General features: G+C 63.1%; 15 protein-coding genes. 3 read left to right on the forward strand and 12 right to left on the reverse strand.

Annotation, left to right across the window (positions count from 1 at the left end):
- The first annotated feature begins 4 nt into the window (after nucleotides 1-4).
- Nucleotides 5-2035, forward strand: a complete 2031-nt coding sequence (locus FS777_RS14340) for an ATP-binding protein (protein ID WP_058637154.1) — start codon at nucleotides 5-7, stop codon at nucleotides 2033-2035.
- Between the two features lies 1 nt (nucleotide 2036).
- Complete coding sequence (locus FS777_RS14345) at nucleotides 2037-2603, forward strand: cob(I)yrinic acid a,c-diamide adenosyltransferase (RefSeq protein WP_058637155.1); 567 nt, start codon at nucleotides 2037-2039, stop codon at nucleotides 2601-2603.
- Between the two features lie 30 nt (nucleotides 2604-2633).
- Here FS777_RS14345 and FS777_RS14350 read toward each other — a convergent pair whose 3' ends face one another.
- The 3 genes from FS777_RS14350 to secA all read right to left on the reverse strand — a co-directional run bounded on the left by FS777_RS14350 (nucleotide 2634) and on the right by secA (nucleotide 7847).
- Entirely contained in the window at nucleotides 2634-3578 is a 945-nt protein-coding gene (locus tag FS777_RS14350) for a Nudix family hydrolase (RefSeq protein WP_058637156.1), read from the reverse strand.
- A 106-nt stretch (nucleotides 3579-3684) separates the two neighbouring features.
- The gene (gene argJ, locus FS777_RS14355; protein WP_058603293.1) at nucleotides 3685-4902 is read right to left on the reverse strand and encodes a bifunctional glutamate N-acetyltransferase/amino-acid acetyltransferase ArgJ; all 1218 of its coding nucleotides are present in this window, start codon (nucleotides 4900-4902) and stop codon (nucleotides 3685-3687) included.
- 209 nt (nucleotides 4903-5111) lie between these two features.
- Nucleotides 5112-7847 carry a preprotein translocase subunit SecA gene (gene secA, locus FS777_RS14360; RefSeq protein WP_058637157.1) on the reverse strand — a complete coding sequence of 912 codons (2736 nt, stop codon included), beginning with the start codon at nucleotides 7845-7847 and terminating at the stop codon, nucleotides 5112-5114.
- Nucleotides 7848-8199: 352 nt separating this feature from the next.
- Here secA and FS777_RS14365 point away from each other — a divergent pair, with 352 nt between their 5' ends.
- A complete protein-coding gene (locus FS777_RS14365; RefSeq protein ID WP_058637158.1) occupies nucleotides 8200-8655 on the forward strand; it encodes a DUF721 domain-containing protein in 456 nt (151 codons plus the stop codon).
- A gap of 172 nt (nucleotides 8656-8827) precedes the next feature.
- Here the strand turns inward: FS777_RS14365 and lpxC are convergent, their stop codons facing one another.
- The 9 genes from lpxC to murD all read right to left on the reverse strand — a co-directional run bounded on the left by lpxC (nucleotide 8828) and on the right by murD (nucleotide 19273).
- Nucleotides 8828-9739: a UDP-3-O-acyl-N-acetylglucosamine deacetylase gene (gene lpxC, locus FS777_RS14370; protein WP_023534425.1), complete on the reverse strand. Its 912-nt coding sequence runs from the start codon at nucleotides 9737-9739 to the stop codon at nucleotides 8828-8830.
- Nucleotides 9740-9851: 112 nt separating this feature from the next.
- Nucleotides 9852-11048 (reverse strand): cell division protein FtsZ, encoded by a 1197-nt coding sequence (gene ftsZ, locus FS777_RS14375; RefSeq protein ID WP_058606149.1) that lies wholly within the window; start codon nucleotides 11046-11048, stop codon nucleotides 9852-9854.
- 55 nt (nucleotides 11049-11103) lie between these two features.
- Nucleotides 11104-12363, reverse strand: coding sequence for a cell division protein FtsA (gene ftsA / locus FS777_RS14380; protein WP_145256115.1), 1260 nt, complete (start codon nucleotides 12361-12363; stop codon nucleotides 11104-11106).
- A gap of 14 nt (nucleotides 12364-12377) precedes the next feature.
- On the reverse strand, nucleotides 12378-13247 hold the full coding sequence (locus FS777_RS14385) for a cell division protein FtsQ/DivIB (RefSeq protein ID WP_145256120.1): 870 nt from the start codon (nucleotides 13245-13247) through the stop codon (nucleotides 12378-12380).
- 5 nt (nucleotides 13248-13252) lie between these two features.
- Nucleotides 13253-14209, reverse strand: a complete 957-nt coding sequence (locus tag FS777_RS14390) for a D-alanine--D-alanine ligase (protein ID WP_058606147.1) — start codon at nucleotides 14207-14209, stop codon at nucleotides 13253-13255.
- A complete protein-coding gene (gene murC / locus FS777_RS14395; protein WP_178091270.1) occupies nucleotides 14206-15633 on the reverse strand; it encodes a UDP-N-acetylmuramate--L-alanine ligase in 1428 nt (475 codons plus the stop codon). Before murC ends, FS777_RS14390 begins: the two co-directional genes overlap by 4 nt.
- A 13-nt stretch (nucleotides 15634-15646) precedes the next feature.
- Nucleotides 15647-16726, reverse strand: a complete 1080-nt coding sequence (murG, locus tag FS777_RS14400) for an undecaprenyldiphospho-muramoylpentapeptide beta-N-acetylglucosaminyltransferase (RefSeq protein WP_145256125.1) — start codon at nucleotides 16724-16726, stop codon at nucleotides 15647-15649.
- Nucleotides 16716-17930, reverse strand: a complete 1215-nt coding sequence (gene ftsW / locus FS777_RS14405) for a putative lipid II flippase FtsW (RefSeq protein WP_058637160.1) — start codon at nucleotides 17928-17930, stop codon at nucleotides 16716-16718. The genes murG and ftsW overlap by 11 nt, the downstream gene beginning before the upstream one ends.
- On the reverse strand, nucleotides 17927-19273 hold the full coding sequence (gene murD / locus FS777_RS14410) for a UDP-N-acetylmuramoyl-L-alanine--D-glutamate ligase (RefSeq protein WP_145256128.1): 1347 nt from the start codon (nucleotides 19271-19273) through the stop codon (nucleotides 17927-17929). Before murD ends, ftsW begins: the two co-directional genes overlap by 4 nt.
- Nucleotides 19274-19279 lie beyond the last annotated feature (6 nt).

A 19279-nucleotide genomic window follows, 5' to 3' on the forward strand; every position in this document is an offset into this window, starting at 1 on the left:
GCCCATGACGCTGCGTCAACGCCTGGAGAACCTCCCCGTCGGGCAGAAGCTGCTGGCAGCTTTGCTCGTGTTGCTGGTGACCATTTTGCTGGTGGCGAACCTGACCTTCATCAGCGCCGCCTACTGGATCACCCAGGAAAGCATGGCACCGCAAGCGCTTCAGACCATCGGGCGGCTGGTCTCCAACCCCGAGCTGTCGACCCGCGCGGCAGACGATTCCGCCTCGGCCCAGGCGTTGCTCGATGAACTGGACAGCTATGCGCCGCTGCGCGCCGCCGCCTTGTATGGCAGCGACGGGCGCATGCTCGCCCAGTTGCAGCATGGCGACCCCCTGACACTGCCCAAGCGCTTTCGCAACATAGAAGGCTGGCGATTCATGGAGTTTCGCAGCACGCAGTTGATTCGCCTGCCGCGGGCCGGTAGCCCGCCGGCGCACTTGCTGCTGGTGGCCAGCAGCGAACTGCCCACGGCCTTCTATACCGGGACGCTCAGTGCAAGCCTGGCCATTCTGGTGTTCAGTGTGCTGTTGTGGCTCTTCATTGCCCGGCAGATCAAACGCCTGATCACCCAACCGATCAACCAGCTCGAAGAACTCAGCCGCCAGGTCACCCGTGAGGAGAGCTATGCGCTGCGGGCCCAACGCGGCAACGACGACGAGATCGGTAGCCTGGCCAATGCCTTCAATACCATGCTCTCGCGCATCGAAGCCCGCGAGCACCAGCTCAAGCGTGCCCGGGACGAGTTCCAGAGCGCCTACGACCAGGCCCAGGGGTTGGCCGAGGAAACGCGCCATACCAATCGCAAACTCGAGCTCGAAGTGCAGGTGCGCAGCAAAATCGAGAAGAAGCTCACAGGCTTTCAGAACTACCTGAACAGCATCATCGACTCCATGCCCTCGGCCCTGATCGCCTTGGATGAGCAGCTGTATGTGACCCAGTGGAATCAAGAGGCGACGGCGTTATCCGGCACGACCCTCAACGAGGCGCTCAACCAGCCGGTGTTCATGGCCTTCGCGCCACTCAAACCCTTCTTGCCACAGTTGAAGGACACGGTGGAGCGGCACCGGGTGGCAAAAATCGACCGTGTCACCTGGCACAAGGATGACGAGCCGCGGCATTACGCATTGACCTTCTACCCGCTCACCGGCGGTGGAGGCCGGGGCGTGGTGATCCGGATCGATGACATCACCCAGCGCCTGTCGCTCGAAGAGATGATGGTGCAGTCGGAAAAGATGCTCTCGGTCGGAGGCCTGGCAGCCGGCATGGCCCACGAAATCAACAACCCGCTCGGGGCCATCCTGCACAACGTGCAGAACATCCGCCGCCGCCTGTCACCCGACCTACCGCGCAATCTTGAGCAGGCCCAGGCGCTGGGGATCGACCTGGCCACGGTCAACGGCTACCTGCAAAGCCGCGAAGTGCCGCAGTTGCTCGATGGCATCCAGCAAGCGGGGGCCAGGGCCGCCAAGATCGTCACCCACATGCTCAGTTTCAGCCGCCGCAGCACGCGCGAACTGGCGCCCTGTGACCTGCCTGCCCTGATCGACCAGGCGGTGGACATAGCAGGCAACGACTTCGACCTGGCCATCGGTTTCGACTTCAAGGGCCAGGCTATCGTGCGCCAGTTCGACCCGGCGCTGGGGCCTGTGCCCTGCACCGCCAACGAACTGGAGCAGGTATTGCTCAACCTGCTCAAGAACGCCGCCCAGGCTATTCACCAGCGCCCGGCACCTTGCGAGCCAGGCCGTATCATCCTGCGCACACGGCTTGCGCCACCCTGGGCAGAAATCCAGGTGGAGGACAATGGCGTGGGCATGCCCGAAGCCGTGCGCAAGCGCACCTTCGAGCCTTTCTTCACGACCAAGGAAATCGGCCAGGGCACCGGCCTTGGGCTTTCGGTGTCGTACTTCATCATCACCAATAACCACAAGGGGCAGATGGAGGTGCATTCCACACCTGGGCAGGGAACCTGTTTCACCCTGCGCCTGCCCCTCGGCCAGCCGCATCCGCCGCTGCCGGTCAACACGGAGCAATGACATGGGCTACCGCTTGTCCAAGATCTATACCCGCACTGGCGACACTGGGGAAACCGGCCTGGGCGATGGCCGGCGAGTGCCCAAGGATCATCCACGCATCGAAGCCATCGGTGAGGTGGACAGCCTCAACAGCCAGCTTGGCTTGTTGCTGGCTGGCCTGGATGAACAAGGTCTGGACGAAGTCAGCCGCGTGCTGGCGCCCTGTCAGCACCGCCTGTTCGACCTGGGTGGGGAGCTGGCCATGCCCATTTACCAGGCCCTGACCACCGCTGAGGTGGAGCGGCTGGAGGCGGCCATCGATGTGTGGAACGACGAACTGGGCCCATTGAAGAATTTCATCCTGCCCAGCGGGTCGGCGCTGGTCGCCCAGGCGCACGTGTGCCGCAGCCTGGCACGCAGCGCCGAGCGACGCTGCCAGCACCTCAATACCGTAGAGCCACTGGAAGGTGTCGGCCTGGCGTACATCAACCGCCTATCGGACCTGCTGTTCGTTGCCGCCCGCATCATTGGCAGGCGGCAAGGGATCGCTGAAGTGCTGTGGCAGCCCGCCGAAAAACCTCAGGGCTGACGCCTTGGCGCTTGCCGTACTGGCCCGCCGTCAAAGAGCCGGCCAGAACGCCCTGATACCCGCAACGCCCTGCGCCCCGGCTAGCCAGGCTTGCTCGCGCGCCTCTGGCCCCACGCCACCGAGCAGGTACACCGGCCGGTCGAACCCGGCAATCAGGCGCTGGGCCTGTTCCCAGCCTAGCGGCGCGGCCTGTGGATGGCTTTCGGTAGGCTGGACCGGCGACAGGGTGACGAAGTCCACCCCCATTTGTTTGGCCAGGGCTAGCTCCTCGGCGTTGTGGCAGGAGGCGGCAAGCCAGCGCTGGACCGGGAACGGCCTGCCCTTGTCGGCATACTTGCGCAACTGCGCCGCGGTCAGGTGCCAGCCTGCCGACGGGAAGTCGCCCAGCCATTCCAGTGGCCCCTTGAGCATCAGCTGAGCCTTGCCCGCGCATAACCCCACCGCATCCACCGCCACATCCCGATACTTGGGGTCGTACATGTCCGGTGCACGCAACTGGATCAGCCGGATGCCATTGGCCACGGCCTTCTGGATCCCCTTGAGCATGTCAGGCACGTCCAGGCCGTCCGGTGTGATCAGGTACTGATCCGGCAGCCGGGCAGCGGTGACGATGGGCTTGTTGGCCTCGGGAAACGCATGGTCCGGCAGCTCGCGCGGCGCGACCCAGGCCAGCGGTTGCCCCTCGGCGCCATGGGGCTCACCGGTGAAGGCCTCGACCTCGCGTACCTCAAGCAGTACGTGTTTGTCGGGGTAATCGTGACTGACCTTGATCAAGGGCCGCGAGCGGGTTACCTGGATGCCCAGCTCCTCGTCGAGCTCACGCGCCAGCGCGGCCTCGACGCTTTCCCCTGGCTCCACCTTGCCTCCCGGAAACTCCCAGAGGCCGCCCTGGTGTTGGGTGTCGGCGCGACGGGCGATGAGTATCCGCCCGTCCATACCCCGAATCACGGCTGCAACGACGTGAACCCGTTTCATCGGTCACGCTCCGTCACGCCGACCATGGACGATGGGGTTGGCATAAAGCTCATGGTTCTGCTCCCTTGGCATTGACACATCGGGACCGCGAACGGCCCCGGCGGCATCAGGTGCGGTACTCGGCGTTGATCTTCACGTATTCGTGAGAAAGGTCGGTGGTCCAGATGGTTTCACTGCACTGACCACGGCCAAGGTCGATACGGATGGTGATTTCTTCCTGGGCCATCACCCGGGCGCCCTGGTCTTCGGTGTAGCTTGGGCTACGGCCGCCCTGGCTGGCAATGCACACCTCATCCAGGTACACATCGATCAGGCTCACATCCAGCGCGGGCACGCCGGCACGCCCAACCGCTGCAAGGATGCGGCCCCAGTTCGGATCGGAGGCGAACAGTGCGGTCTTGATCAGCGGCGAGTGCGCCACCGCGTAGCCGACGTCCAGGCATTCCTGATGATTGCCACCGCCGTTGACCTGCACGGTCACGAACTTGGTCGCCCCTTCACCGTCACGGACAATGGCCTGGGCCACCTCCATGCAAACCTCGAAAACTGCCTTTTTCAAGGCTTCGAACAGGGCTCCGCTGGCCTGGGTGACTTCCGGCAGGTCGGCCTGACCGGTGGCGATGAGCATGCAGCAGTCGTTGGTCGAAGTATCGCCGTCGATGGTGATGCGGTTGAACGATTTGTTGGCCCCGTCCAGCATCAAGTCCTTGAGTACCCCTGGCGCGACCTTGGCGTCGGTGGCGATGTAGCCCAGCATGGTTGCCATGTTCGGGCGGATCATGCCCGCACCCTTGCTGATACCGGTTACGGTCACGGTCACGCCGTCGTGCTGGAACTGACGGCTCGCGCCCTTGGGCAAGGTGTCGGTGGTCATGATGCCTGTGGCCGCTTCAGCCCAGTTGTTTTCCGACAAGTTATCCAGGGCAGCTTGCAAGGCGCCTTCGATCTTCTCGACCGGCAGGGGCTCACCAATCACGCCGGTGGAGAACGGCAAAACCGATTCGGCGGGCACACCGGCAAGCTCGGCGAGTTTAGCGCAGGTCCGCTGCGCAGCTTCCAGGCCGGGGGCGCCCGTACCGGCATTGGCATTGCCAGTGTTGGTCAGCAGGTAGCGCACGGTGCCCTGTACCCGCTGCTTGGCCAGGATCACGGGGGCGGCGCAGAAGGCGTTGAGGGTGAACACACCGGCCACACTCGAACCCTCGGCGCAGCGCATGACCACCACATCCTTGCGCCCCGGGCGCTTGATGCCGGCAGAGGCAATGCCGAGTTCGAAACCCGGGACAGGGTGCAGCGTAGGCAAAGGACCAAGACCAACAGCCATTGGAGCGCTCCTAGAAAATACGTTTGGTGAAAAAAAGGGCCGCTGTGCGGCCCATCTCTGGCAAGCCCGGCCGAACCAGGCACACCGTATGGCTTGAATCGGCGCAACCCAGTCCGGCAGTGGCGTGCCGGCGATGAGCTGCGCAGTAGCCCCTTGGCATTGAGCGGCCCACAAGACGCCGTGCGCCTTGTGACGGCCCGGCGGTCAGATCACTCGATCTGGCCGTGGCAGTGCTTGAACTTCTTGCCCGAACCACACCAGCACGGCTCGTTGCGACCCAGTTTCTGCTCATTGCGCACAGGCTCGGCGGCTACGGCTACCTCAGCACCCTCCTCGGCCAACTGCTCGCTTTCAAGACCAGGTGCTGGCGCGTGCTCGAACTGCATGCGGCTGGCCAGCTCTTCGGCGTCGCGGCGCAGACGTGCTTCTTCCTCGGCAGGATCCTCACGGCGAACCTGAACGTGCGAGAGCACACGGATGGCGTCGCGCTTGATCGACTCGAGCAGCTCCTGGAACAGGGTGAACGACTCGCGCTTGTACTCCTGCTTCGGGTTCTTCTGGGCGTAGCCGCGCAGGTGGATACCATGACGCAGGTGGTCCATGGTCGACAGGTGGTCCTTCCACAGGTCGTCCAGCACGCGCAGCAGGATCTGCTTCTCGAAGGTGCGCAGTGCTTCTATCCCGGCCTGGTCCTCTTTCTCGGTGTAGGCCGTGGTGATTTCGTGCAGCAGTTTCTCGCGCAGGGTTTCTTCGTAGAGGTGGTCGTCTTCGTCGAGCCACTGCTGGATCGGCAACTTCATGGCAAAGTCACTGGACAGCGAGGCTTCCAGGCCGGCCACGTCCCACTGCTCAGGCAGCGACTGCGGCGGGATGTGCTGGCTGATGGTGGCATCGAGCACTTCCTTGCGGAATTCGGCAATGGTGTCGCCGACGTTCTCTGCGGCCAGCAGGCTGTTGCGCATGTGGTAGATGACCTTGCGCTGCTCGTTGGCCACGTCGTCGTATTCGAGCAACTGCTTGCGGATATCGAAGTTGCGGCCTTCGACCTTGCGCTGGGCCTTCTCGATGGCGTTGGTGACCATGCGGTGTTCGATGGCTTCGCCCGACTGCATGCCCAGCGCCTTCATAAAGTTCTTCACCCGATCAGAGGCGAAGATGCGCATTAGGCTGTCTTCGAGCGAGAGGTAGAAGCGGCTGGAACCCGGGTCACCCTGGCGACCGGAACGACCGCGCAGCTGGTTGTCGATACGACGCGATTCGTGACGCTCGGAGGCGATGACGTGCAGGCCACCGGACTCGATAACCTGCTGGTGACGCTTCTGCCAGTCGGCCTTGATGTGCGCGATCTGCTCGTCCGTAGGGTTTTCCAGTGCGGCCACTTCAGCTTCCCAGTTACCGCCCAACAGGATGTCGGTACCACGACCGGCCATGTTGGTGGCAATGGTCAGCGCGCCTGGCGCGCCGGCCTGGGCGATGATCTCGGCTTCCTTCTCGTGGTACTTGGCGTTCAGTACCTTGTGTTCGATGCCTTCCTTGTGCAGCAGGTTGGACATGTGCTCGGAGGTTTCGATGGTCGCCGTACCCACCAGCACCGGCCGACCCTGCTTCAGGGTTTCCTTGATGTCGGCGATGATCGCGGCGTACTTCTCTTCGGCGGTCAGGTACACCAGGTCGTTGTGGTCCTTGCGCGCCAGGGGCTTGTTCGGCGGAATGACCATCACGTTCAGGGCGTAGATCTGGGCGAACTCGAAAGCCTCGGTATCGGCGGTGCCGGTCATGCCCGACAGTTTCGAGTACAGACGGAAGTAGTTCTGGAACGTGGTGGAAGCCAGGGTCTGGCTCTCGGCCTGGATGTTGAGGTTTTCCTTTGCCTCGATGGCCTGGTGCAGGCCTTCGGACAGACGGCGACCCGGCATGGTACGCCCGGTGTGCTCGTCGATCAGCAGCACCTGGCCGTCCTGCACGATGTATTCGACGTTGCGATGGAACAGCTTGTGCGCGCGCAGACCGGCATAGACGTGCGTCAGCAGGCCCAGGTTGTGCGCCGAGTACAGGCTCTCGCCCTCGGCCAGCAGACCGACCTGGGTGAGCATTTCCTCGATGAACTGGTGACCGGCTTCGTTGAGCTCGACCTGGCGGGTCTTCTCGTCGATGGTGAAGTGGCCTTCCTGGGTGACCTGGCCTTCGACTTCCTCGATGTGCTGGGTCAGGCGTGGGATCAGGCGGTTGATCTCGATGTACAGCTTGGAGCTGTCCTCGGCCTGGCCGGAAATGATCAACGGCGTACGGGCTTCGTCGATGAGGATCGAGTCCACTTCGTCGATCACGGCGAAGTTCAGTTCACGCTGGAACTTCTCGTCCTGGCTGAACGCCATGTTGTCGCGCAAGTAGTCGAAGCCGAATTCGTTGTTGGTGCCGTACGTGATATCGGCAGCGTAGGCTGCGCGTTTTTCTTCGGGCGGCTGGAACGCAGAGACGATACCGACCGACAGGCCGAGGAATTCGTACAGCGGGCGCATCCAGTTGGCGTCACGACGAGCAAGGTAGTCGTTGACGGTGACCACGTGCACGCCCTTGCCGGACAACGCATTGAGGTAGACGGCCAAGGTACCGACCAGGGTCTTGCCCTCACCGGTGCGCATCTCCGCGATCATGCCCTCGTGCAGGGTCATGCCGCCAATGAGCTGAACGTCGAAGTGACGCATGCCCATCACACGCTTGCCGGCCTCACGGGCGACGGCGAAGGCTTCGGGCAGGAGTTGGTCCAGTGTTTCGCCTTTGGCCAAACGCTCCTTGAACTCGGCAGTCTTACCACGCAGCTGCTCGTCGGAGAGGGCCACCATCTTCTCTTCGAAGGCATTGACGATACTCACCGTCTTGAGCATGCGTTTGACTTCACGCTCGTTCTTGCTTCCAAAAAGTTTCTTTAACAAAGGCGCAAACATATTGGCAGGATCTTCCACACGTAGGGATGGAGGGCGGCCCCATGAGTCGCCCGTGCAGCCCTAAGGCCGCATGCGAACGAGCATTCTACCCGGAAACGATGGTGATGAAAGTGGTGGATTCCACGATGCTGGCACAGCGCTTTTACAGGGGCGTGTCTTAGATAGGGGCATTTCCCCTGAGTTCAAGACCTGGAAAGATGAAAGCGTTCAACACTCGCCTGTGCCGGGTACCTTGCAGGGCCTGGCGCCTGTACGTCGAGCCCTGCGCTTGGCCAGTGGGCTCAACCGCCAGGTGATCGGGACTGACGCTGAAGTGTTAGACTGCCCAACTTGTAACCTCATGCGTACACCCATGGCCTACAAACCCTCCCCCGCCCAGCCGCCATCGGCGCTACTGCGCCAGGTTCGCCCGCTGCGCCTGCTGCTCAACCAGGCCGAGCGCCTGGAGCACCTGCAACGCCTGGTCGAAGGCCAGCTGCAACCGGCTGCACGCGAGCACTGCCACGTGGCGTCATGGCGCGACGGTACCCTGCTGCTTGTGGTCACCGACGGACACTGGGCCACGCGCCTGCGTTACCAGCAAAAGCGTCTGATGGCGGCATTGCAGGCAACCGATGCGTTCGGCAACCTCAGGCGTATTCTTTTCAAGGTGCAGCCACCCCTGGTGCCCGCCAAGCGCGGCGGGCATGCGGCCGAGTTGTCCAACAGCGCAGCCCAGAGCCTGCTGCAGACGGCCGAAGGCATCACTGACGCGAAACTGCGGGCTGCACTGGAGCGCCTGGCGGCGCATGCGCAGGCCAAGGACTGAGCGCCAGTTCTGGCGTGCGGAGCAGGCCAGACGATGCCCAAGACAGCAGGCAGAAGGACTGCGAAGCTTGGTCAGGCGCACTGCCCACTAACGTCCTGGCAATTGCTGCACGAAGCCGCCCATAAAAAAGGCCACCCGAAGGTGGCCTCAATGAACTAGAGAGTGTTCGAGCTTACACAGCCGCGACAGGACGCATATACGAGATCGGCGCCGTGCTGGCATCTTCGAAAGTGACCACTTCCCAGGCATCGGTTTCGGCAATCAGCTTGCGCAACAGCTGGTTGTTCAGCGCGTGGCCGGACTTGAAGCCCTTGAACTCGCCAATCAGGCTGTTGCCCAGCAGGTACAGGTCGCCAATGGCATCGAGAATCTTGTGTTTGACGAACTCGTCTTCGTAGCGAAGACCGTCTTCGTTCAACACGCCTTCCTCGTCGACCACGATGGCGTTTTCCACACTGCCGCCCAGCGCAAGGTTGTGCTTGCGCAGGTATTCGATGTCACGCATGAAGCCAAAGGTGCGGGCGCGGCTGACTTCCTTCACGAACGAGGTGCTGGAGAAGTCGACGCTTGCGCTCTGGGTCCGGTTGCGAAGCACCGGGTGATCGAAGTCGATCTCGAAGCTCACCTTGAACCCTTCGAAAGGCAGGAAGGTGGCGCGCTTGTCACCCTCTTGCACTGTCACCTCACGCAGGATGCGGATGAACTTCTTGGCTGCGTCCTGTTCTTCCAGGCCGGCAGACTGAATCAGGAATACGAAAGGTCCGGCGCTGCCATCCATGATCGGTACTTCCGAGGCGGAGAGCTCGACGTAGGCGTTATCGATGCCCAGGCCCGCCATGGCGGAGAGCAGATGCTCGACCGTATCGACCTTGACGTCACCGTTGACCAGCGTCGTGGACATGGTTGTCTCGCCGACATTGGCCGCACGCGCCGGGATCTCGACCACAGGGTCAAGGTCGGCGCGGCGGAAGACGATGCCGGTGTCAACAGGCGCAGGCTTGAGGGTCAGGTAGACCTTCTCCCCAGAGTGCAGGCCGACACCTGTGGCACGGATGGTATTCTTCAGGGTGCGTTGTTTAATCATGGCATTGGCCGCTTCAGCGCAAATTGCGAACAGTTATCAACAAAGGCTGGCGATAATACCAGACCCAACCTTTGATGAATACCAATCACCTTCATAGCCCTGATAAATTTCATTAATCAGCCTGACGACGCAGGAAGGCCGGAATATCGAGATAATCCAGGTCATCCTGAGGGTTCAGCTTGGCCGCAGCTGCCGCACCCGCGTGCGCTTGATTGCGCATGACGGTTGGGCGCTCCAGATCACGGTAGTTGACCGCTGGCTGCTCCTGACGCGCAGGGGCAGGGTTGGATGCCTCGTAGACCTGCTGGGCAGTCTGCAGGGTGTTATCCACCACCTTGACCGGCTTCTCGATGCGCGCACCCAGACCGGTGGCCACGACGGTGACATGCAGCTCGTCGCGCATGTCCGGGTCGATCACGGTACCGACCTTGACCATGGCATGGTCGGAGGCGAACGCCTCGATGATGCTACCCACGTCGGAGTACTCACCCAGGGACAGGTCCGGACCTGCGGTGATGTTGACCAGGATGCCACGGGCGCCCTGCAGGTTGACGTCTTCGAGCAGCGGGTTGCGGATCGCCGCCTCGGTCGCCTCGCGAGCGCGGTTCGGGCCGCTGGCGCAGCCAGTACCCATCATGGCCATGCCCATTTCACCCATCACGGTACGCACGTCGGCAAAGTCGACGTTGATCATGCCCGGGCGCTTGATGATGTCGGAGATACCGCGAACGGCTCCGGCCAATACGTCATCGGCCTTGGCGAACGCGGACAGCAGACTTGCGTCCTTGCCCAGGATGGTCAGCAGCTTCTCGTTGGGGATGGTGATCAGCGAGTCGACGCTTTCGGCCAGCATGCGGATGCCTTCATCGGCGATCTGCATGCGCTTGCGACCTTCGAACGGGAACGGACGGGTCACCACTGCAACGGTGAGGATGCCCATTTCCTTGGCCACTTCGGCGATGATCGGCGCTGCACCTGTACCGGTACCGCCGCCCATGCCTGTGGTGATGAACACCATGTTGGTGCCTTGCAGCACTTCGGCGATGCGCTCACGGTCTTCCAGCGCGGCCTGACGACCGACTTCCGGATTGGCGCCAGCACCCAGGCCCTTGGTCACGCCAGTGCCCAGTTGCAGGATGGTGCGCGCACCAATGTTCTTGAGCGCCTGGGCATCGGTGTTGGCGCAGATGAACTCCACGCCCTCGATGCTGCTCTTGACCATGTGATTGACGGCGTTACCACCACCACCACCGACGCCGATCACCTTGATGACCGGGCTTTGCGGGACGTTGTCTACGAGCTCGAACATTTTCCCTCTCCTTACAGTTCTCTAGTTGTCGCGCCTACCACTACTGCTTTGAAACTTAGAAGTTGCCTTGTACCCACCGCTTGAAGCGCTCAAGCACCGGGGCCTTCGGTTCATCGCCATAGCTGTTGTTGCTGCTGCTGTTGCCGGTCAAGGGCAGGTCTTCGGTCTGCTTGTGCAGCCCGTAGGTAAGCAAGCCCACACCGGTGGAATAAATCGGGTTGCGTACCACGTCGCTCAGGCCGCGCACGCTGTGCGGCACGCCCAGGCGTACCGGCATGTGGAAAATTTCCTCGGCCAGCTCGACCGCGCCTTCCATCTTGGCGGTGCCGCCGGTCAGGACGATGCCAGCAGGCACCAGGTCCTCGTAACCGCTGCGACGAAGTTCAGCCTGGATCAGGGTGAAGAGTTCGTCGTAACGCGGCTCGACCACTTCGGCCAACGCCTGACGCGACAGTTCGCGCGGAGGACGGTCGCCAACGCTTGGCACCTTGATGGTTTCACCCGCACCTGCCAGCTTGGCCAGGGCGCAGGCGTACCGAATCTTGATTTCCTCGGCATACTGTGTGGGCGTACGCAGGGCCATGGCAATGTCATTGGTCACCTGGTCCCCGGCAATCGGGATGACCGCGGTGTGGCGAATCGCGCCTTCGGTGAAGATCGCGATGTCGGTGGTGCCGCCGCCGATGTCGACCAGGCACACGCCCAGCTCTTTTTCGTCGTCGGTCAGTACCGAATAGGCCGATGCCAGTTGCTCGAGAATGATGTCGTCGATTTCAAGGCCGCAGCGGCGTACGCACTTCTCGATGTTCTGCGCGGCATTGACGGCGCAGGTCACCACGTGAACCTTGGCTTCAAGGCGCACGCCCGACATGCCGAGCGGTTCGCGCACCCCTTCCTGGTTATCGATCACATAGTCCTGGGGCAGCGTGTGCAGCACCCGCTGGTCCGCCGGAATGGCCACCGCCTGGGCCGCATCGAGCACACGCTCAAGGTCGGCCAGGCTGACTTCGCGATCGCGAATGGCGACGATGCCATGGGAGTTCAGGCTGCGAATGTGATTACCAGCGACACCCACGAAGGCCGAGTGGATGCGGCAACCCGCCATCAGCTGTGCTTCTTCGACGGCGCGCTGGATCGATTGCACGGTGGACTCGATGTTCACCACCACGCCTTTTTTCAGGCCGCGGGACGGGTGAGTGCCGATCCCGACGATTTCCAGCATGCCGTCTTCGCCCACCTCACCTACCAAGGCCACTACCTTGGAGGTACCGATGTCCAGCCCGACGATCATTTTGCCGCTATGCGCGTTTGCCATGGTCCTGCCTCTCTCTAATTCTTCGCAACGGCGGGTTGGGCCGTCGTCGGTGCAATCGGTTCCCGCCAGCCAACGGCAAGCCCGTTGGCATATCGCAGATCGATGCGGGCGATATTGGCGATCTGCTCTTTAAGCGTCTTGTCGTAAATGGCAATGAAACGGCGCATCTTCTCGACCAGATGGTCGCGCCCCAGCAGCAGCTCGATACCGGGCGCTGCGCTGCTCGCGCCGGTGGTGAGGAACCAGCTGCCTCGTTCGCGCAGCTCCAGGCGCGCGATGGAGAAGCCTAATGGGCGCAGCATCTGGCTCAATATCTGATACTGCTGCATGACCTGCTGCTGAGCTCGCTGGGGGCCAGCCAATTGTGGCAGGTGCTCGTAGTTGGCCAGTTCGCGCGGCGTGAAGGCCTGGCCCTGGTTGTTGAGCAAGGCGGCATCACCCCAGCGCGCCACCGGCAGTTGCTCCTCGAGGCGAATCACCACTTCATCCGGCCATACCCGGCGCACTTCTGCATGGGCGATCCAGGGCATCTGCTCGAGCTCCTTGCGCATCGCCGGCAGGTCGACGGTGAAGAAGCTTGCGGCCACATAGGGTGCGATGCGCTGCTGCACCGACTGCTGGCTGATATAGGTCAGGTCGCCCTGCACGTCGATCTTGGTGATCGGCCGGTCGGCATACGGCATGAGCCGTATGGCACCCTCGTAGGCGCCGAAGCCTGCGGCTACCAGCAGCACCGGCCACAGCAGGCGCTTGAGGCCGCCCAGGCTTGGACGCGACAGGCGCGCCGATACGGGCTCGTCGGCCACCAGCCGGCTGGCACCACGCGGCACCGGCTTGCTGCGGCCGGTAACGGGTTGCTGCTGACGTACCATTGCGCCCTGCATGATGATTAACCTCGCGTCGCCACGCTGTCGGCCAGGATCGCCAGCACCAGTTGCTGGAAGTCCAAGCCGGCCGCGCGGGCCGCCATGGGCACCAGGCTATGATCAGTCATGCCTGGGGCGGTGTTTACTTCGAGCAGCCAGAACCGGCCCTGCTCGTCCTGCATCACGTCCAGCCGCCCCCAGCCTTCGATGCCAATGGCATCGCAGGCGCGGGCAGTCAGATCGATCAGTTCCTGCTCCTTGGCGCTATCGAGCCCACAGGGAATGCGGTACTGGGTATCGTTGGCGATGTATTTGGCGTCGTAGTCGTAGAACACGTGGGGCGTTCCCAGGGCAATCGGCGGCAGCACCTGCCCGCGCAACACCGCAATGGTGAACTCCGGGCCGTGAATCCACTGTTCCACGAGTACCTGAGAATCGTATTTGGCGGCCTCTTGCCAGGCGGCGACCAGTTCCTGCTCGCTGTTCACCTTGGCCATGCCGATGCTGGAGCCTTCATGGGCAGGTTTGACGATAAGCGGGAAGCCCAGTTCCGTACTGGCACGCAAACAATCGCTTTCGCTGGCCAACACCGCGTGCCGCGGGGTGGGGATACCCAGGCTCTGCCACACCTGCTTGGTACGCAGCTTGTCCATCGCCAAGGCAGAAGCCAGGATGCCGCTGCCGGTGTAAGGAATGCCCAGGCACTCGAGCAGCCCTTGCATGCTGCCGTCTTCACCACCGCGGCCGTGCAGGATGATGAAGGCACGGTCGATTTTTTCGCTTTGCAGACGCGCAAGCAGGTCATCGCCCACGTCGATGGCGACGACGTCCACGCCGGCTTCGGTGAGCGCGCCAATCACGGCGGCGCCGGACTTGAGCGAGACTTCCCGCTCGGCGCTCTTGCCCCCATAGAGCACGGCGACGCGACCGAACGCCTTGACGTCCAGGGTGCTGGGCAATGTGTCGTAGGCGCTGGTCATTTCGACGTCTCCTGCACGGCGCCGGCAAACAGCGGGCTTTTCATCAATTGCGGAGCCAGGCCGCCGACATCGCCGGCACCTTGGCAGATCAGGATGTCGCCGGCACGCAGCAACGGCTGAACCAGCGGCGCCAGCTCGGCGCCGCGCTCGATGTAGATCGGGTCCAGCTTGCCGCGCTGGCGGATGCTGTGGCACAGCTGGCGGCTATCGGCCCCCGGGATCGGCTCTTCGCCGGCCGGGTAGACTTCCATCAGCAGCAGCACGTTGGCATCACCGAGCACCTGGACGAAGTCGTCGTACAGGTCGCGGGTGCGGCTGTAGCGGTGCGGCTGGTAGACGATCACCAGCCGGCGGCTTGGCCAGCCGCCACGCACGGCCTTGATCACCGCGGCCACTTCAGTGGGGTGATGACCGTAATCGTCCACCAGCATCACGCTGCCGCCCTCCACGGGCAGCTCACCGTACACCTGGAACCGACGGCCCACGCCCTGAAACCCGGAGAGCCCCTGGAGAATGGCCTGGTCGGGAATGCCTTCGTCGGTGGCGATGGCGATGGTCGCCAGTGCATTGAGCACATTGTGGTTGCCCGGCATGTTCACCGAAACCTCCAGCGGCTCACAGTCGCGGCGCAAGACGGTGAAATGCGTCTGCATGCCTTGCTGACGAACATTGATGGCGCGGATATCGGCTTCTTCGCTGAAGCCGTAGGTGACCGTCGGGCGCTTGACCTGAGGCAGAATCTCGCGCACCACCGGGTCATCCAGGCACATCACGGCCAGGCCATAGAACGGCAGGTTGTGCAGGAACTCGACGAAGGTCTTCTTCAGTTTGTTGAAGTCCCCTTCGTAGGTGGCCATGTGGTCGGCGTCGATGTTGGTGACCACGGCGACCATCGGTTGCAGGTGCAGGAAGCTGGCGTCGCTTTCATCGGCTTCGGCAATCAGGTAACGGCTGGTGCCTAGCTGGGCGTTGGTGCCCGCTGCAGTCAAGCGACCACCGATGACGAACGTGGGGTCCAGCCCACCGGCGGCGAATACCGAGGCCAGCAGGCTGGTGGTGGTGGTCTTGCCGTGGGTACCGGCCACGGCCACGCCATGGCGGTAGCGCATGAGTTCGGCCAGCATCTCTGCCCGTGGCACCACCGGAATGCGACGTTCCAGGGCAGTGGCCACTTCAGGGTTGGCCGGGTTGATGGCGCTGGACACCACCAGCACGTCAGCGGTCGCAGCGTTCTCTGCACGATGGCCAACGAAGATCTGCGCGCCGAACGACTCCAGGCGCTCGGTCACAGGCGAGACCTTGAGGTCCGAACCGGATACCTCGTAGCCCAGGTTCAGCAATACCTCGGCGATACCGCACATGCCGACACCGCCGATACCCACGAAATGGATACGACGAATACGGCCCATCTTGGGCTGGGGCATGGCTTTCTGGCTCTCAACCACGGGCCACCTCCAGGCAGATATCGACGACGGTGCTGGTTGCAGCAGGTTTGGCCAGACGCCTTGCGGTACCGGCCATGACAGTCAGTTTCTCGGGTTGCATCAGCACCTCGTTCAGGCGTTCAGCGAGCTGCGCTGCGCCAGTTGTCGCTTGTGGCATCAGGAAGGCAGCGCCTTCGCGGGCCAGATAATGGGCGTTATGGGTCTGGTGGTCGTCGATCGCATGGGGCAAGGGCACCAGCATGGAGGGCAGGCCCGCTGCCGCCAGCTCGCTGACGGTCAGGGCCCCGGCACGGCACACCACCAGGTCGGCCCAGCCATAGGCTTGGGCCATGTCCTTGATAAAGGGCTCGACCTGCGCCTGGACATCGGCTTGGCGGTATCGCTCGGCGGTGGTCGACGCATGTTGCTTGCCAGCCTGGTGGAACACCTGGGGCCGTACGGCTTCGGGCACTTCGGCCAGCGCTTTAGGCAACAATGTGTTCAAGGGTTCCGCGCCCAGGCTACCGCCGAGCACCAGCAGGTGCGGTTGACGCTGGCCAAGCGCAGGACGCTCGGCATCCATGAACAGTTCTGCACGCACCGGATTGCCTGTGGTGCGGCGCTTTTCACTGGCCGGGAAGGTGTCGGGGAAGGCTTCACATACCCGTGCGGCCAGGGGTACCAGCAAGCGGTTGGCGGTGCCGGCGCGGGCATTTTGCTCATGAATGATCAGCGGTACCCCGCAAAGGCGCGCCGCCACGCCGCCGGGACCTGTGACATACCCGCCGAAGCCCAGCACACAGGCAGGCTTGAGCGTGTGGATGATGCGCCGGGCCTGCAGCACGGCCTTGACCAGGGTCAAAGGGGCCTTGAGCAGCGATAGCTTGCCCTTGCCACGCAGGCCGCTGACTTGAATCCGATGCAGGGTAAGGCCGGCCTGGGGCACCAGTTCATTCTCGATCCCTCGCGGGGTGCCCAGCCAGTGCACGGTGTAGCCACGCGCCTGGAACTCGCGCGCGCAAGCCAGCGCTGGGAACACGTGACCGCCGGTTCCGCCGGCCATGATCAATACGTTCTTGTGTTCAGCGGCCATGGGCAGGCTCCTCGGCAAAGTCGCTCTCGCTGAATTCATGTTCTTCGCTGCCCAGATGGGTACGGCTTTCCCATTCGATACGCAGCAGCAGCCCCACGCACGCGCAGCAGATGACCAGCGAGCTGCCGCCATAGCTGAGGAACGGCAGGGTCAGGCCCTTGGTCGGCAGCAGGCCGACGTTCACGCCAATGTTGATCAAGAACTGACCAATCCACAGGAAGGCCAGGCCAAAGGCCATGTACGCGGCGAAGAACTGTTTGGCTTTCTCGGCCCACAGCCCGATGTAAAGCGCGCGAATGGTGACGAAGACGAATAGTGCGATGGTGACCAGCGAGCCAACCACACCCAGCTCTTCGGCCAGCACCGAGAACACGAAGTCGGTGTGCGCTTCAGGCAGGTAGAACTGCTTCTGCACGCTGTTGCCCAGGCCCACGCCCAGCCACTCGCCCCGCCCGAATGCGATCAGGGCCTGGGTCAACTGGTAGCCGGAGCCAAACTGATCGGACCAGGGGTCGGTGAAGGTGATCAGTCGCGCCATTCGATAGGGCTGCGCCTGCACCAGCACAAACACCGCCACGACCGCCAGCACCACCATCAGGCTGAAGCGGAACAGCCCCACCCCACCCAGGAACAGCATGGCAGCCGCGGCCCCCATCATCACCACGGTGGCGCCAAAGTCAGGCTCCATCAGCAGCAAACCGGCCATGGGCAGCAACACGATGAACGGCTTGAAAAAGCCCATCCAGCTCTCACGTACCTCGGTCTGCCGGCGTACCAGGTAGCCGGCAAGGTAGATGACCACGAATACCTTGGCGATTTCCGAAGGCTGGACGTTGAAGAAGCTGAAGCCGATCCAGCGCATCGAACCGTTGACCTCGCGCCCGATGCCGGGCACCAGCACCATGACCAGCAGGCCAAAGGCACCGAGCAGCATCATGAAACCCATGCGCTGCCAGGTGGCGATCGGCACCATCATGGTCGCGCCACAGGCAACCAGCCCGAGGAAGACGTAAACCAGGTGCCGGTACATGTGGTAAAGCGGGTTGCCGGACTGGACGGCGGCCACCTCCGAGGAGGCAGAGGTGATCATTACCAGGCCCAGGCCCAGCAGCGCCAGGCAACCGGCCAGCAGAGGGAAGTCCAAGTCGATGCCACGGCCGCTGATCAGCGGCGACGGGTAAGGCTTGAGGATGCCGAAGATCATGCCAGTGCTCCCGCTGCCTGGGCAAACAGGCGCCCGCGTTCTTCGAAGTTCTTGAACATGTCGAGGCTGGCGCAGGCTGGCGACAGCAGCACGGCATCACCGGGCTGTGCCAATTCGGCGCAGCGCTGCACAGCGTCGTCCAGGGAGGCTACCCGCACCAGCGGCGCGGCATCGCCGAGGGCCTGGCCCAGGCGTTCAGCATCACGGCCGAGCAACACCACGGCGCGGCAATAGCGCCGGATCGGTTCGCGCAGCGCCGCAAAATCGGCGCCCTTGCCGTCGCCTCCGGCAATCAGCACCAGCTTGCCTGTTGTATCGGCACCCAGGCCTTCGATGGCTGCCAGTGCGGCGCCCACGTTGGTGGCCTTGGAGTCGTCGTACCAGTTCACCCCGTTGCGCTCACGTACCCACTGGCAACGGTGAGCGAGCCCCGTGAATTCACGCAGCGCCTGCAGCATCGGCTCGAAGGGCAGCCCTGCAGCATGGCCCAGGGCCAGTGCGGCCAGCGCATTGCTTTGGTTATGGGCACCGCGCACCTTGAGTTCGCGGACCGGCATCAGGGCCTGGAACGCGAAGGCAAGGTATTTCTCGCCGTCCACCTCGCGCAGGCCGAAGGCTTTGAAGTCGGGCTCGCCCAGGCCAAAGGTCCAGCAGGGGCGGCCTTCGACCGGCAGGGGACGACTGAGCGCGTCCTGGCGATTGACCACCACCTGCCGCGCACCCCGGAAAATGCGGTGCTTGGCCAGGTGGTAGGCCGGCAGGCCACTGTAGCGGTCCATGTGGTCTTCGCTGATGTTCAGCACCGTGGCGACTTCGGCATTGAGCTGGTCGGTGGTTTCCAGCTGGAAGCTGGACAGCTCCATCACGTACAGCTCGACGTCATCGGCCAACAGGTCGAGGGCCGGGGTGCCGAGGTTACCGCCAACCGCTACGCGCTTGCCCGCCCTGGCGGCCATTTCGCCGACCAGGGTGGTGACGGTGCTTTTGGCATTCGATCCACTGATGGCGATGATCGGTGCCTTGGCGTTGCGCGCAAACAGCTCGATGTCGCCGGACAGCTTGACCCCGCGGGCAGCGGCTTGTTGCAGCGCCGGCGTAGCCAAGGCCAAGCCTGGGCTGACGTACAGCTCGCTGGCGCGGCACAGGAAGTCCACGTCAAGCTCGCCACAGCGTACTTCCACCTGCGGGTAATCTCGGCGCAGGGTTTCCAGTTCCGGCGGTTGCTCGCGGGTATCGGCGACCGCAAAGGCAATGCCCCGGCTCGCCAGGAAGCGAACCAGGGACATGCCGCTCTTGCCGAGGCCGACAACGATGCGGAATTGGTCGGAAGCGATCAGTGACACGCGCAT

Source organism: Pseudomonas sp. DE0157, from assembly GCF_007678615.1.
Taxonomy (GTDB): Bacteria; Pseudomonadota; Gammaproteobacteria; order Pseudomonadales; family Pseudomonadaceae; genus Aquipseudomonas; species Aquipseudomonas parafulva_B.